This is a genomic window from Tessaracoccus palaemonis (assembly GCF_019316905.1).
Classification (GTDB): Bacteria; Actinomycetota; Actinomycetes; order Propionibacteriales; family Propionibacteriaceae; genus Arachnia; species Arachnia palaemonis.
In genome coordinates this window covers 2826270-2840448 of record NZ_CP079216.1, presented here as the reverse complement: position 1 = coordinate 2840448, position 14179 = coordinate 2826270, and the positions used below count along the sequence as shown (strand labels likewise).

At 69.9% G+C, this 14179-nt stretch carries 11 protein-coding genes; 9 read left to right on the top strand and 2 right to left on the bottom strand.

Going from position 1 to position 14179, the window contains the following annotated elements; all coding sequences use genetic code 11:
• Positions 1-87 precede the first annotated feature (87 nt).
• Positions 88-1449, bottom strand: a complete 1362-nt coding sequence (gene dnaB / locus KDB89_RS12945; RefSeq protein WP_219081695.1) for a replicative DNA helicase — start codon at positions 1447-1449, stop codon at positions 88-90.
• A gap of 669 nt (positions 1450-2118) precedes the next feature.
• On the opposite strand from dnaB, the gene KDB89_RS12940 reads away from it, so the two are divergent.
• The 5 genes from KDB89_RS12940 to fumC all read left to right on the top strand — a co-directional run bounded on the left by KDB89_RS12940 (position 2119) and on the right by fumC (position 7716).
• A complete protein-coding gene (locus KDB89_RS12940; RefSeq protein WP_219081693.1) occupies positions 2119-2412 on the top strand; it encodes a metal-sensitive transcriptional regulator in 294 nt (97 codons plus the stop codon).
• Between the two features lie 28 nt (positions 2413-2440).
• Entirely contained in the window at positions 2441-2647 is a 207-nt protein-coding gene (locus KDB89_RS12935; RefSeq protein WP_219081691.1) for a heavy-metal-associated domain-containing protein, read from the top strand.
• Positions 2613-4862, top strand: a complete 2250-nt coding sequence (locus KDB89_RS12930; RefSeq protein WP_439654855.1) for a heavy metal translocating P-type ATPase — start codon at positions 2613-2615, stop codon at positions 4860-4862. The genes KDB89_RS12935 and KDB89_RS12930 overlap by 35 nt, the downstream gene beginning before the upstream one ends.
• 92 nt (positions 4863-4954) lie before the next feature.
• Positions 4955-6100 carry a septal ring lytic transglycosylase RlpA family protein gene (locus KDB89_RS12925; protein ID WP_219081689.1) on the top strand — a complete coding sequence of 382 codons (1146 nt, stop codon included), beginning with the start codon at positions 4955-4957 and terminating at the stop codon, positions 6098-6100.
• 227 nt (positions 6101-6327) lie between these two features.
• Positions 6328-7716: a class II fumarate hydratase gene (gene fumC / locus KDB89_RS12920; RefSeq protein ID WP_219081687.1), complete on the top strand. Its 1389-nt coding sequence runs from the start codon at positions 6328-6330 to the stop codon at positions 7714-7716.
• A 46-nt stretch (positions 7717-7762) separates the two neighbouring features.
• Here fumC and KDB89_RS12915 read toward each other — a convergent pair whose 3' ends face one another.
• Positions 7763-8794: a LacI family DNA-binding transcriptional regulator gene (locus KDB89_RS12915; protein WP_255555950.1), complete on the bottom strand. Its 1032-nt coding sequence runs from the start codon at positions 8792-8794 to the stop codon at positions 7763-7765.
• A 197-nt stretch (positions 8795-8991) separates the two neighbouring features.
• On the opposite strand from KDB89_RS12915, the gene KDB89_RS12910 reads away from it, so the two are divergent.
• From KDB89_RS12910 to KDB89_RS12895, 4 genes are all read left to right on the top strand, one after another.
• Positions 8992-10869 (top strand): glycoside hydrolase family 127 protein, encoded by a 1878-nt coding sequence (locus KDB89_RS12910; RefSeq protein WP_219081684.1) that lies wholly within the window; start codon positions 8992-8994, stop codon positions 10867-10869.
• A 153-nt stretch (positions 10870-11022) separates the two neighbouring features.
• The gene (locus KDB89_RS12905; protein ID WP_219081682.1) at positions 11023-11457 is read left to right on the top strand and encodes an RbsD/FucU family protein; all 435 of its coding nucleotides are present in this window, start codon (positions 11023-11025) and stop codon (positions 11455-11457) included.
• A 40-nt stretch (positions 11458-11497) separates the two neighbouring features.
• Complete coding sequence (locus tag KDB89_RS12900) at positions 11498-12394, top strand: ribokinase (RefSeq protein ID WP_219081680.1); 897 nt, start codon at positions 11498-11500, stop codon at positions 12392-12394.
• A gap of 267 nt (positions 12395-12661) precedes the next feature.
• The gene (locus KDB89_RS12895) at positions 12662-14152 is read left to right on the top strand and encodes an FGGY family carbohydrate kinase (RefSeq protein ID WP_219081678.1); all 1491 of its coding nucleotides are present in this window, start codon (positions 12662-12664) and stop codon (positions 14150-14152) included.
• Positions 14153-14179: the final 27 nt, after the last annotated feature.

Below are 14179 nucleotides of genomic sequence, written 5' to 3'. Positions count from 1 at the left end.
CGCCGGGGGAGGGCCGGCGGTAGGCGGCGCGGTCGTGAGGTCGCCCGTCGCGGTGGGCCGCCAAGAAGTGTCGCCGGTCACGTCCGATCACATGGGTGCGTTGGTGAACCGGGAGTAGTGGCCCTGGAAAAGGGCGTCGATCTTGCCCGTCTCGCCGTTGCGGTGCTTCGGGATGTGGAAGGCGGCAAGGCCGCGCTCCGCGTCGGTGGGGTTCTGCGTGTACATCTCCGGGCGGTGGATCATGATGACCATGTCTGCGTCCTGCTCGAGCGAGCCGGACTCTCGGAGGTCGCTCAGCTGCGGGATGCCGTCCTTGCGGGCCTCGGTGTTACGCGACAGCTGTGACAGCGCGATGACCGGGATCTCCAGCTCCTTGGCGAGCAGCTTTATCTGGCGGGAGAACTCCGAGACCTCCAGCTGGCGGGACTCGACCTTCTTGCCGGAACTCATCAGCTGGATGTAGTCGATGGCGAGCAGCTGCAGGTCATTGCGCTGCTTCAGGCGCCGCGCCTTGGCGCGGATCTCCATCATCGTGAGGTTGGGGGAGTCGTCGATGAAGAGGTTCTTCTCGCCGAGGACCGCCGACTTGTCCGTGATGCGCTGCCAGTCGGTCTCGTCCATCTTGCCGCCGCCGCCGCGGATGCGGCCGAGCGGGACGGTGGCCTCCGCCGACAGGATCTTCATCACGATCTCGGTGCGGCTCATCTCGAGCGAGAAGAACGCGGCGGTGAGGTCGTGGTGGATGGCGGCGCTGCGGCAGATGTCGAGCGCGAACGTCGACTTCCCGACGCCGGGTCGGGCGGCCACGATGATCATCTGTCCTGCGTGGAAGCCGTTGGTGAGCCGGTCGAGCTCCGTGAATCCGGTGGGGACGCCCGAAAGTGCGTCGCCGGAGGACTGGATGGACTCGATCTCGTCGAACGTGGGCTCCAACAGCTCGCGGATGGACTTGTAGTCCTCGGAGGCCTTCTTCTCGGTGACCTCGAAGAGCGTCTGCTGCGCCTCGTCGACGATCTTGTCGACCTCGCCCTGGCCCTGGTAGCCGAGCTGCGCGATGCGGATGGAGGCGTTGACGAGGCGTCGGAGGACGGCCTTGTCGCGCACGATCTCCGCGTAGTAGGGCGCGTTGGCCGCGATGGAGACGCTGGAGAGCAGGTCGTGGAGGTAGACGGCGCCGCCGACCTTCGCCAGCTGGCCGATCTTGCCGAGCTCGCCGGCCACGGTGATGGCATCCGCCGGCTCGCCGCGGCCGTAGAGGTTGATGATCGCGTCGAAGATCGTCTCGTGGTTGGGGCGGTAGAAGTCGACGCCGCGCAGCACCTCGACGACGTCGCTGATGGCATCCTTCGACATCATCATGGCGCCGAGCACGCTCTGCTCCGCCTCGAGGTCCTGGGGCGGGGTGCGATCGAGGTCGCGGTCGTCGTAGACCTGAGCGGCCTGGGACATGTGCCACCTCCAACGCGCGAGAAATCTGCCGGTAGCAAGGCTAGGGCACGGGTCCGACGGTTCCTCGGCCAGCTGACGTGCCCACCGCCCACAGCTGTGGACAACTCTGTGGACGCCGTGTGGACAGCTGAGGACAACCCGGGCGGCCCCGGCGGAGGGATGTGAACGAAGCTGTGCACTTCCCTTGAGCGATGTTATCAAACCGTTATAAATGCCCCTGGTGTCTCCTTCGGGGGATTTGTCCACAAATCCCCTTGGGTCCTGAGCTCGCACCGGCTGCTCCATCGGTCGGCCATATCACGGCCCCCGCCGCGTGGCAATAGCGGAACCACAAGGGGTGATGCACTTCAGTGCCGCCGGAGGTGTCGAGGTGGCCGAGTTCTGCATGCCAAGTGCTGCCGCGAGTTGTCCACAGGTTGACCGGTTCGCTGTGGATAGCCGTCGTGGTGCCTCGGTCCCCCCTGTGCCCCGGGGCTCCCGGTGGGCTCGCGCCACCGTCGGCCGTTTCGACGGCCCCGCGCCGCCGTCGGCCACACCCCCTTGTGTGGACGCCAGCGCCATTCGCGTGAATTTCGTTGGCGTCGGTGAACTTCGTTGGCGCCTGCGGATGAGGGGGGCCGTGGTTGAAGGGGGTACCCCCTGGGGGTATAGTCACAGAAGGAGGAACCCATGAACGAGCACGCGCACCACGGCTACACGCCCCAGAAGGCGGAGTACCTGCGTCGGCTGAAGCTGATCGAGGGTCAGGCGCGCGGGATCGCGCGGATGGTGGAGGAGGACAAGTACTGCATCGACGTCCTCACCCAGATCTCGGCCGTGACCAGTGCGCTCAAGGCCGTCTCGATGGGCCTCCTGGAGGACCACCTGTCCCACTGCGTCGCCGACGCCGCCCGCAAGGGCGGACCCGAGGCCGACGAGAAGCTCGACGAGGCCATGCAGGCCATCCGACGGCTCGCGAAGTAACCGAACCCCACCACCCAAGGGAGCAAGAATGATCGCCACGTACACCGTCTCGGGCATGACCTGCGGCAACTGCGTCAACCACGTCACCGAGGAGGTCTCCGAGGTCGAGGGCGTCAAGAACGTCAACGTGCAGCTCGAGGGGACCATGTCGGTCGAGTCCGACGAGCGCATCCCTTTCGACTTCATCGTCGAAGCCGTCCGTGAAGCGGGCGACTACACCGTCGTCGAGGCCTGAGAAGAGGCGTAACCCACCCGTGTCCACCACCACGATCAACCTCGACATCTCGGGCATGACCTGCGCCTCGTGCGCGGCCCGGATCGAGAAGAAGCTCAACAAGGTCGACGGCGTGTCCGCGACGGTCAACTTCGCGACCGAGAAGGCGACCGTCGACGCCCCGGTCGGGCTGACCGCCACCGACCTGATCGAGGTGGTGGAGAAGGCCGGCTACGGCGCGAGCCTTCCCGCCCCGACCCGGCGCAACGACGACGAGACGGCGGAGCTCGGTCGACGCGCCGTCACGTCGTTCGTGCTGAGCGTCCCCGTCGTCGCCGTGTCGATGGTGCCGGCGCTGCAGTTCGACGGCTGGCAATGGCTCGCGCTCGTCGCGTCGACGTTCGTCGTGCTCTGGCTCGGCCGCGGCTTCCACAGGGCCGCCTGGGTCAACCTGCGGCACGGCACCACGACGATGGACACGCTGGTCAGCCTCGGCACGCTGACCGCCTACGCCTGGTCGCTCTACGCCATGCTGTTCGGCCACGCAGGCATGATCGGCATGAAGCACAGCTTCACGTTCGACCTGGTCGCGCAGGACGCCATGGGCTTCATCTACTTCGAGGCCGCCGTCACGATCATCTCGTTCCTGCTGTTGGGCAGGTGGATCGAGGCCCGCGCGAAGAGCGAGTCCGGGGCGGCGATGCGGGCGCTTCTGGAGGTCGGGGCGAAGAGCGCGACGCTGCTGTCGGACGGTCGCGAGAGCCAGGTCGATGTCGCGAGTCTGCGCGTCGGGGATCGTGTCGTCGTGCGACCCGGCGAGAAGGTCGCGGTCGACGGGGTCATCGTCGAGGGTCGCTCCGCCGTCGACGCCTCCATCATCACGGGCGAGTCCCTCCCCGTCGAGGTGGACGAGGGTGACGACGTCGTCGGCGGCTCCATCAACACCACCGGCAGGCTGGTGGTGGAGGCCCGCGCCGTCGGCTCGGACTCCCAGCTGGCCCGCATCGCGCAGATGGTCGAGGAGGCGCAGACCGGCAAGGCCGACGTCCAGCGCCTCGCCGACAAGGTGTCGGGCATCTTCGTGCCCGTCGTGCTCGCCGTTGCCGCCGTCACCCTGATCGCACACCTGGCACTGGCGCACGGCTGGACCATGGCCCTCTCGGCCGCGATCTCCGTCCTGATCATCGCCTGCCCCTGCGCCCTGGGTCTGGCGACGCCGTCGGCCCTCATGGTCGGCACGGGTCGTGGCGCGCAGCTCGGCACCGTCATCCGCGGCCCGCAGGCGCTGGAGCGGGCTCGCCGCGTGGACGTGGTGATGTTCGACAAGACCGGCACCCTGACCACCGGACAGATGTCCGTCGTCGACGTCGAGCCCGCCGACGGGGTGACCCGCGACGAGCTGCTGAGGCTGGCCGCTGCCGTCGAGTCCGGCTCCGAGCACCCGATCGCCCGCGCGATCGTCGCGACCGTGCCCCAGCACGAGCCGGTTTCGGGGTTTGTCAACGTGGCCGGGCGCGGCGTCAAGGGCGAGGTCGACGGTCGCGTCATCTACGCCGGGTCCCCTGTCTTCATCTCCGAACTCGGCCACCTGGCCCCGACCTGGCGGGGCAACCTGCTCGGCAGCATCCTGGAGATCGCCGACGACCACGACGTGCTCGGCCGCATCATCGTCTCCGACACCGTCAAGGACAGCGCCGCCGTCGCCGTGGCGCAGCTCAAGGACCTCGGCATCACGCCCGTGATGCTGAGCGGAGACAACGAGGCGACCGCCCGCTCCGTCGCCGGCCAGCTCGGCATCGACGAGGTGCGCGCAGGGGTGACCCCGGCCGGCAAGGTCGAGGCCGTCCACGAACTCCAGGCCGCTGGCCACCGGGTGGCGATGGTGGGCGACGGCGTCAACGACGCGGCCGCGATCGCGGCCGCCGACCTCGGCATCGCCATGGGCACCGGCACCGACGCGGCCATCGCCGCAGGCGACATCACCGTGATGCGCCACGACCTCGGCGCCGTCGTCGACGCGGTGCGGCTGGCGCGCGCCACGCTGCGCACCATCAGGTCCAACCTGGTGTGGGCGTTCGGGTACAACACGGCCGCCATCCCGTTGGCCGCGATCGGCATGCTGACGCCCATGATCGCGGGCGCCGCGATGGCCTTCTCGAGCGTCTTCGTCGTGCTCAACAGCCTCCGGCTGAGGGGCTTCAGGTCGTCCGCGAACCAGCCCTCCTTGAAAGATTAAGATTTCTCAGGAAGCGTTTGGAGTTTCTCAGGAAAGGCTCTAGGCTTAGGCCGTCCGGCGTACCGGACGTGGACCACACTGGAGCTCACCTGATGGCAAAGATCCTCATCCCCGCGATCGCCGGCGGGGCAGCGCTCGCCCTCGTCGGCACGGCCGCCATCGCCACGGCGCTGCAGAAGAACGACGTCACCCTCACGGTCGACGGCGTCAGCAGCTCCATCGCGGTGCGTGAGACCACCGTCGGGGACGTGCTCGACCTGCAGGGCATCGACCTCGGCACGCACGACGTGGTCCTGCCCGCCGCCGACACCACCATCACCGACGGGATGGAGATCTCCGTCGCCTACGGCCGCGAGCTCGCGCTCACCGTCGACGGCGAGCAGCGCACCGTCTGGACCACCGCGCAGACGGTCGGTCAGGCGCTCTCGCAGCTGCAGCTCGACGACGCGGACTCCAAGCTGTCCGCCACCCGCTCCGTCGGCATCGGCCGCGAGGGCCTCGACCTCGAGGTCTCCACGCCCAAGGAGGTCACGCTGAAGGCCGACGGGGCCAGCGCGGCCGTCCGCGCCGCGGGCACCGTCGCCGACCTGCTCGCGCAGGAGGGCATCGAGGTGGACGCCGACGACGAGGTGAAGCCGTCGCCCGAGACCGAGCTGAGCGAGGGCATGACGGTGAAGTACGTCGACGTCGAGGTCAAGACCAGCACGAAGAAGGTCTCCGTCGCCTACGACACGAAGAAGGTCAAGACGGACAAGCTCGCCAAGGGCACGACCAAGGTCACAACCGAGGGCGTCAAGGGCAAGGCCACCGAGACCCACACGGACACCTACCGCAACGGCAAGCTGGTCTCGTCGGAGCTGACATCCACCAGGACCACGAAGGAGCCCGTCACCGAGGTCGTCCGGGTGGGCACCAAGGAGACCGAGAGCACCGCGCCGTCGGACCTGACGCCCGCCTCCGGCACCACCTGCCGCGCGTCCTACTACGACACGGGTTCCGTGACAGCCAACGGCGAGTCCTTCAACCCCGACGGCCTGACCGCCGCGCACCTCAGTTTCCCGTTCGGGACCAAGCTGAAGGTCACCAACAAGGCCAACGGCAGGACGACCATCGTCCGCATCAACGATCGCGGCCCCTACGTCGGCGACCGCTGCCTCGACCTGTCCCGCGGCGCCATGCGCGCAGTCGGCGGCCTGTCGTCCGGCATCATCACGCTGACGTACGAAGTTGTCTCCTGAAACTATTTCCGGAAAAACACCCCGATCAACTTGACTGGTCTGACCTTTCTACGTCTATAGTTGAAGCGTGCCTCGCGAGGTGCACAAGAAGCCCGGTCCCCTGCCGCCCCCCAATGCAGCGGGCCGGGCTTCTCCTTTGCCCAGCCGCGGTTGAGCCGTGTGGCACAGCCGGGCGGGACGCGCCGAATCGTCGGTGAGGGGTTGACCGCGGCGGTAGGTTCTAGGGCATGGGACACCGCATAGAGACTGATTCCATGGGCGACGTCGAGGTCGCCGACGACCGCTACTGGGGCGCGCAGACCGAACGCAGCCTCCACAACTTCGACATCGGCCGCGACACCTTCGTATGGGGTCGGGCGATGGTCAAGGCCCTCGGGGTGCTGAAGAAGGCCGCCGGCGAGGCCAACGCCCAGCTGGGCGAGTTGACGGCCGAAAAGGGCGAGCTCATCGCCCGGGCCGCCGACGACGTCATCTCCGGAGAGCTCGACGACCACTTCCCGCTCGTGGTCTTCCAGACCGGGTCCGGCACCCAGTCGAACATGAACGCCAACGAGGTCATCGCCAACCGCGCCATCGAGCTGGCCGGGGGAGTGCGGGGCTCCAAGAAGCCCATCCACCCCAACGACGACGTCAATCGTGGCCAGTCGTCCAACGACACGTTCCCCACCGCGATGCACATCGCCGTGGTCACGGAACTCAACGAGCGCCTCTACCCGGCCATCGTCGAGCTGCGTGACGTGCTGGACGCGAAGGCCAGGGAGTACGACGACGTCGTCATGGTCGGCCGCACGCACCTGCAGGACGCCACGCCCGTGCGCCTCGGCCAGGTCATCGGCGGCTGGGTCGCGCAGATCGACTTCGCGCTCGAGGGCGTGAAGGCGGCCGACGCCCGCGCCCGTGACCTCGCGATCGGCGGCACCGCCGTCGGCACCGGGCTCAACGCCCATCCCGACTTCGGCCGGACCACCGCCGAGCGCATCTCGGCCGAGACCGGGCTTGAGTTCCGCCAGGCCGACAACCTGTTCGCGGCGCTGTCCGCGCACGACTCCCTCGTCGAGGTCAGCGGCGAGCTGCGTGTGCTCTCCGGGGCGCTGATGAAGATCGCGAATGACGTGCGCTGGTACGCCTCCGGCCCCCGCGACGGCATCGGTGAGCTGCTGATCCCCGAGAACGAGCCCGGGAGCTCGATCATGCCCGGCAAGGTCAACCCGACGCAGTGTGAGGCCCTGACCATGGTGGCCGCGCGGGTGTTCGGCAACGACGCGACCGTCGGCTTCTCCGGCACGCAGGGCAACTTCCAGCTCAACGTGTTCAAGCCCGTCATGGCGCATGCCGTGCTGGAGTCGATCCGCCTCCTCGCCGACGGGGCCCGCTCCTTCAACGTCCACTGCGCCGTCGGCATCGAGCCGAACCTGCCGCGGATCGAGGAGCACCTTGCCTCCAACCTGATGCTGGTCACGGCGCTGAACCGCCACATCGGCTATGACAAGGCCTCCAAGATCGCCAAGCAGGCGCACCATCAGGGCATCTCGCTGCGCGAGTCCGCGCTGGCCAACGGCCTGACCGAGCAGGAGTTCGATGAGTGGGTCGTGCCGCGCGACATGACCGGAAAGTGACCTGAGACATCGGGGCCCTCGGCGTCGCCGAGGGCCCCGATGCGTGTCAGGCGACCGACGAGGCGCGCACGACCAGGTGCGGTGCCATGTACTCGACACCGTGGGACACGTTGCCCTCCATGGCCTCGGCGAGCCGCTGTGCGGCGAGCCTGCCGATCTCCTCGAGGTTCATCTCGATGCTGGTCAGCGTCGGGCGGGCACCCGTCGCGAGGATCTCCCAGTTGTCGTGCCCTACCACCGAGACGTCGTCCGGTACGCGACGACCCTCGTCGCGGAGCGTGTCGAGGGCGCCCCGGGCTATCTGGTCGTTGCCGCACAGCACGCCGTCGACCTCGGGGTACTGCGTGAGGATTGTCCGCATCGCCGCGCGGCCCCACGGCTCGGTCCAGGAACCGAAGAACGCGTCGCCGCCCAGTGACTCCAGGCCGGCCTCCGACAGGCGCCGCTTCGCACCGTGCACGCGCTCGACGGCCGCGCCGTAGGTCGTGTCGCCGGCGATGATCGCGACGTGGCGGCGCCCGGCCGCGAGCAGATGTGAGACGCCGAGGTCGCCGGCCGCGACGTTGTCGGACACGATCGAGCAGTCCTCGGGGTCGTCGGACGGCGCGTAGGCGTAGACCACAGGCACGGGGAGCCCGCGGCCGAGCGTCGGGCGCGTGTCGGGGCGGGCGCCGACGATGATGAGGCCGTCGACGCGGCGCTGCATCAGGACGTCAAGGTGGTAGCGCTCCCGGATGGCGTCTCCGCGGGCGTCGCAGAGCAGCACCGAGACCTTGTTGACGCCGAACGCGTCCTCCGCCCCCATCAGCAGGGGGATGGAGAAGCGGCCGTCGAAGTCGTGGGTGATGAGCCCGACGGTGCCGGAACGGCCCGTCTGCAGCGACTTCGCGAGCGTGTTCGGCACGAAGTTCAGGCGCCGGGCCGCCTCGACGACACGCTCCCGCGTGGTCTCGGCCACGTCGGAGCGGCCGTTCAGGGCCTTCGACGCCGTAGACACGGAGACGCGCGCCAGCTGTGCGACGTCGATGAGCGTCGCGCTCTTGGGGTTGCGCCTCGCGGCGGCTTCGGTCCTCGGCACCGTGTCCTCCAGGTCCCGTCTCCGGCGGCTTTGCAGGGTGAGCATCTCCTCGTGGGAGTTTCGGTCACCATACCGGAAACCATTCCGATCGGGTGCATTGACGCAATCGAGTTGCCATGTCAAGATTCCCTCAAACGTTTTCGAGCATTTCGTGGTGCCGGTGAAGGTGCCGTCGCGACCACGCCCTAGGAGTGACCATGGTTTCCGCTTCCTTCCTGCCCGTCGCGCCCGGCGGCGGACGGCTGCAACCCGTCGGCATCGACCAGATCCGCATCCTCGGCGGCTTCTGGGGTGACCGGCAGCAGCTCAACGCCGACAAGCTCATCCCGCACTCCCTGAGGTGGGAGACCAAGGTCGGCTGGATCGAGAACTTTGTCCGGGCAGCCGAGGGGACCATCGGGGGCCGCCACCAGGGCCGCGAGTTCGCGGACTCCGACGTGTACAAGCTGATCGAGGCCATGGCCTGGGAGGTCGGCCGCACCGGGGACGAGGACCTCGACGCCGAGATCGAGCGCCTCGGCGCGCTCATCGAGGCCGTGCAGGGCGACGACGGCTATCTCAACACCCGCTTCGGCAACCCCGGCCAGGAGCCGCGCTACTCGGCCTTCGCCTGGGGGCACGAGCTGTACTGCTACGGGCACCTGATCCAGGCCGCCGTCGCGCGGATCCGCACCGGTCACGAGGGAGCGATCGTCCGCGTCGCGATCAAGGCGGCCGACCACGTCTGCCGCGAGTTCGGCAAGGGCGCACGCGAGGACGTCTGCGGGCATCCCGAGATCGAGGTCGCGCTGGCCGAGCTGTCGCGCGCCACCGGGGATGCCAGGTACCTCGAGCAGGCCCGAATCTTCCTGGACCGCCGCGGCCACGGCATCCTCCCGGACATCGAGTTCGGCCGCTCCTACTACCAGGACGACGAGCCCTTCCGGGAGTCGACCGTGCTGCGCGGCCACTCGGTCCGCGCTCTCTACCTGTGCGCGGCGGCCGTCGACATTGCCGTGGAGAAGGGCGACGCCGAGCTGCTGGAGATTGCGCGCCTGCAGTTCGACGCGACCATCGCCCGGCGTACCTACATCACCGGAGGCATGGGATCGCACCACCAGGACGAGGCGTTCGGCGTCGACTTCGAGCTCCCCCCGGACCGCTCCTACTGCGAGACCTGCGCGGGCATCGGGTCGGTCATGGTCGCGTGGCGGCTGCTGCTGGCCACCGGCGACCTGCGCTACGGAGACGTCATCGAGCGCGCGCTGTACAACATCGTCGCGGCGTCTCCGTCCGAGGCGGGCGACGGGTTCTTCTACGCCAACACGCTGCACCGCCGCACCCCGGCCATGCCCGCCGACCCCGACGAGGCGCTGCCGCGCGCCAACGCGTCGCTGCGCGCCCCGTGGTTCGAGGTGTCCTGCTGCCCGACCAACGTGGCCCGCACGTTCGCCAGCCTGTCGACCCTGGTCGCCACGGCCAGCGACGACGCCGTCCAGATCGTGCAGTACGCCCCGGCGAGCATCGAGGCCGAGGTCGCCGGCAGCCCGGTCCGCCTCACCATGGCCACCGGCTACCCCTACGACGGCCGCGTCGTCGTCACCGTCGACGAGGCCGAGGCCCCGTTCGACCTCGAGCTGCGCATCCCCGGCTGGGCCGCGGGCGCCACCCTCGGCGGCGAAACCGTCGAGCCCGGCACCTGCCGCATCGAGGGCCTGACCACCGACGACGTCATCGAGCTCGACCTGCCGCTCGCCCCGCGGCTCGTCCGCCCCGACTCCCGCATCGATGCCGTCCGCGGCACGGTCGCCGTCGAGCGCGGCCCGTTCGTGCTGTGCGTCGAGTCAGTCGACCTGCCGGGCGGCCTCGACGTCGCCGAGATCGAGGTGCTCCGCGGGGCCGAGCCGACGGCCTCCGGCCGCGGCGCCGCCATCCGCGGGCGTCGCGTCCGACACGCCGCAGCCCCCTGGCCGTACGGCCCGGACGCCGCCGTCGCCGAGGGCGACGCGGAGTTCGACATCACCCTGGTGCCGTACCACTCGTGGGCGAACCGGGGCCCCGTGACGATGCGGGTGTGGGTGCCAGAGCAGGCCTGAGCCCACACCATCTCCTGCGCATCGACGAGCGGGCGGCCCTCACCGGCCGCCCGCTCGTGCGCTGCGACCCTTGCGCTGCCCCTCGTCAGAAGCGATAGGCTGACCGGACCTGTCGCGGGCACCGTCGCCCACCACCCTGGAAGGGACCTCTCAATGCTGAAGGGGATCGATCCGATCGTCACGCCCGAGTTGCTGTCCGTGTTGGCGCGGATGGGGCACGGCGACACCCTCGCCGTCGTCGACCGGAACTATCCGGCCCACTCGACCGGGCTGGAGGTCGTCGCCATGCCGGGCGTCGACACCACCCGCCTCGCGGCCGCGCTGTTTGCCCTCCTGCCCGTCGACACGTTCATCGAGACGCCCCTCGCGCGGATGCTCCCCGTCGACGATCCCGACGGCGAGCTGCCGGTGCAGGTGGAGTTCATCGCGGCCGCCGAGCAGGCCGAGGGACGGAGCATCCGGGCCGAGGGGGTCGAGCGGATGGACTTCTACGCCCGCGCGCGGCGCGCCTTCGCCGTCGTCGCGACCAGCGAGGACCGCCCCTACGGCTGCTTCCTCGTCACCAAGGGCGTGGTGTTCGAGGACTGACGTCCCGGACCCAGCCCGCTTCACCACCCCGGAGGATCCCGTGGCCCGTGTCGTCGTCGTCGGCTCGCTGAATGTCGACCTTCATCTCCTGCTCCGCCGCCACATCCTGCCGGGGGAGACCCTCATCGCGTCCGGCGGCACGTTCTCGCCGGGAGGCAAGGGCGCCAACCAGGCCTGCGCGGCCGCACTCGCCGGCGCAGACGTGACCATGTGCGGCGCCGTCGGCGACGACTCGTCCGCCCCCGTCGCGACGACCCTACTGGCCGAGGCCGGCGTCGACCTGACCCACGTCCGCCGCCTGTCAGGGGCGACGGGTCTGGCCGTCGTGAGCGTGGACGCGGAGGGCGAGAACACCGTCGTCGTGGTGCCGGGGGCCAACGCGGCCGTCACGCCCGAGTTGGTCAGGGGATGGGAGCCCGTCATCGGGGCGGCCGACGTCGTCGTGCTGCAGGGCGAGATCCCGGCCACCAGCGATCTCGAGGTCGTCGGCTGTCGGCCGAGGCGCCTGATAGTGAACCTCGCGCCGGTCATCGACGTCGCCCCGCAGTTGCTGCTGGCCGCCGACCCGCTCGTCGTCAACGAGCACGAGGGGGCGGCGGCGCTTAAGCAGCTCGGCGGACCCGATGTCACCGAGCCGGCCGACGTCGTCGCCGGGCTGCGGGCGGCCGGGGTCGCGTCGGTGGTCATGACACTGGGGGCGGCCGGGGCGCTGGTCGCCTCGTCGGGCGGCACGGTGTCGGTTCCGTCGCCCCGGGTACGCCCCGTTGACACCGTCGGGGCCGGCGACGCCTTCTGCGGCGCGCTCGCCGCGCGGGTCGCCGACGGGGATTCCCTCGAGGTTGCCGCGGCCTTCGCAGCGCGTTTCGCGGCGTACACGGTCCAGTTCGAGGGCGCCCAGGCCTCCTACCCGGCCCCCGGAACGGCCCTCCCCGACTGACGCACCGGGCCAATACCTGCCGCCGCGCCGACCACATCCAGGCCGTCGCGCCCGACCCTTCCCGCCGACGCCAACGGTATGCACGGACGCCAACGATATTCGCGCGAATGTCGTTGGCGTCCGTGTTCTTCGTTGGCGACGGGGCGACGGGGCGGGGGATCGGGCTGGGCGAGACTATTTCGTTATCTGCGAACTATTGACACGGTTCAACCCCGCCGCATAGTCTCGTGCGTGTTGATTCACTGATGAATAGATATGCAGGACGCCATGACTCATCCCCCTCAGGCCATCGGTCTGATCCTCGCGCTCGACCAGGGCACGACGAACAGCAAGGCGCTGCTCGTCGATGCCGCCACGGGCGCGGTCGTCGGGCGGGGGAGCGCGGGCGTAGCGATCTCGTATCCCCGCCCGGGGTGGGTCGAGCAGGACGCGGACCAGCTGTTCGACGCCACCATGAGCGCCGCGGAGCAGGCCCTCGCGACGGTCGACCCCGGACGCGTCGCCGCGGTGTCGATCTCGAACCAGCGTGAGTCCGTCGTCTGCTGGGACGCCGCCACGGGCGAGGCCTGCGGCCCGGTCCTCGGCTGGCAGGACGCCCGCACCGCCGACGAGTGTTCCCGGCTGGCCGCCGACGGGCTCGACGCGGTGGTGCTCGCAACCACAGGCCTCTCGCTCGACGCCATGTTCTCCGCGCCGAAGATGCGCTGGCTCCTCGACCGCGCCGTCGCCGACGGGCACCGCCCAGACGACCTGCGCGTCGGCACCGTCGACACCTGGCTCGTCCACCGGCTGACCGGCGAGTTCCTCACCGAGTCGGGCAACGCGTCGCGCACCATGCTGATGGACCTCCGCACGCGCACCTGGGCGCCAGCGCTGCTCGAGGGATTCGGCGTGCCGGCCACCGCACTCGCGACCATCGTCGGGTCCGATCACAGTTTCGGCCGCGTCCGCGACGGGCTCCCGATTCCCGGCGGGGTGCCGGTCGCCACGGTCCTGGCCGACTCGCACTCCGCCCTGTACTTCCACGGCCAGGGACGCGCCGGACAAGCGAAGGCCACCTACGGCACCGGGTCATCGGTCATGCTGCCCGCCGCGCTCCCGGCTGCCGGCCCCGTGGCCCTCGCCGGCGGCGTGGCCGCCACCTGCGCCTGGGAGACCGACACCCCGGTCTACGCGCGGGAGGGGAACGTCGTCGCCACGGGGGCTGCGCTGGCCTGGGCGGCCCGGATGCTCACCGACGGCGACGTGCCCGCACTCGGCGAACTCGCCGGCCTCGCAGAGGATGCCGGGGGAGTCTCCCTCGTGCCGGCCTTCTCCGGCCTCGGCGCCCCCTACTTTGACCGCGGCGCGGTCTCCGTCTGGTGCGGCATGACGGCAGGCACCACACGCGCCCAGCTCGCCCGCTCCGCGTTCGAGGCCGTCGCGCACCAGGTCGCCGACGTCGTCGAGGCGATGACCGCCGACGGCGCCGCCGACATCGAGACGCTGCACGCCGACGGCGGCGCGACGGCCTCGGCGCTCCTCATGCAGCGGCAGGCTGACCTGCTCGGCCGGGACGTGCAGGTGTCCGGCGTCGCGGAGGCCTCCGCGCTCGGCGCCGCGCTGCTCGCCGCCCGTTCCATCGACCCGGAGGTGGCCTGGGAGGCCCACGAGGCGCGACGCGTCGTCCCGTCCCAGAACCCCGGCGGCGCAGCAGCCGACCGGGCCGCCTGGCGCTCGGCGGTCAGCCGTGCCCGCCACACCACACCCGCGGGCTGACCCGCTCCACCCGAACCGAACCCCTAG

Bases quoted from the DNA above. Each gene is read 5' to 3' on its own strand.
- dnaB (WP_219081695.1), bottom strand. From the start codon at position 1,449: ATGTCCCAGGCCGCTCAGGTCTACGACGACCGCGACCTCGATCGCACC.
- KDB89_RS12940 (WP_219081693.1), top strand. From the start codon at position 2,119: ATGAACGAGCACGCGCACCACGGCTACACGCCCCAGAAGGCGGAGTAC.
- KDB89_RS12935 (WP_219081691.1), top strand. From the start codon at position 2,441: ATGATCGCCACGTACACCGTCTCGGGCATGACCTGCGGCAACTGCGTC.
- KDB89_RS12925 (WP_219081689.1), top strand. From the start codon at position 4,955: ATGGCAAAGATCCTCATCCCCGCGATCGCCGGCGGGGCAGCGCTCGCC.
- fumC (WP_219081687.1), top strand. From the start codon at position 6,328: ATGGGACACCGCATAGAGACTGATTCCATGGGCGACGTCGAGGTCGCC.
- KDB89_RS12910 (WP_219081684.1), top strand. From the start codon at position 8,992: ATGGTTTCCGCTTCCTTCCTGCCCGTCGCGCCCGGCGGCGGACGGCTG.
- KDB89_RS12905 (WP_219081682.1), top strand. From the start codon at position 11,023: ATGCTGAAGGGGATCGATCCGATCGTCACGCCCGAGTTGCTGTCCGTG.
- KDB89_RS12895 (WP_219081678.1), top strand. From the start codon at position 12,662: ATGACTCATCCCCCTCAGGCCATCGGTCTGATCCTCGCGCTCGACCAG.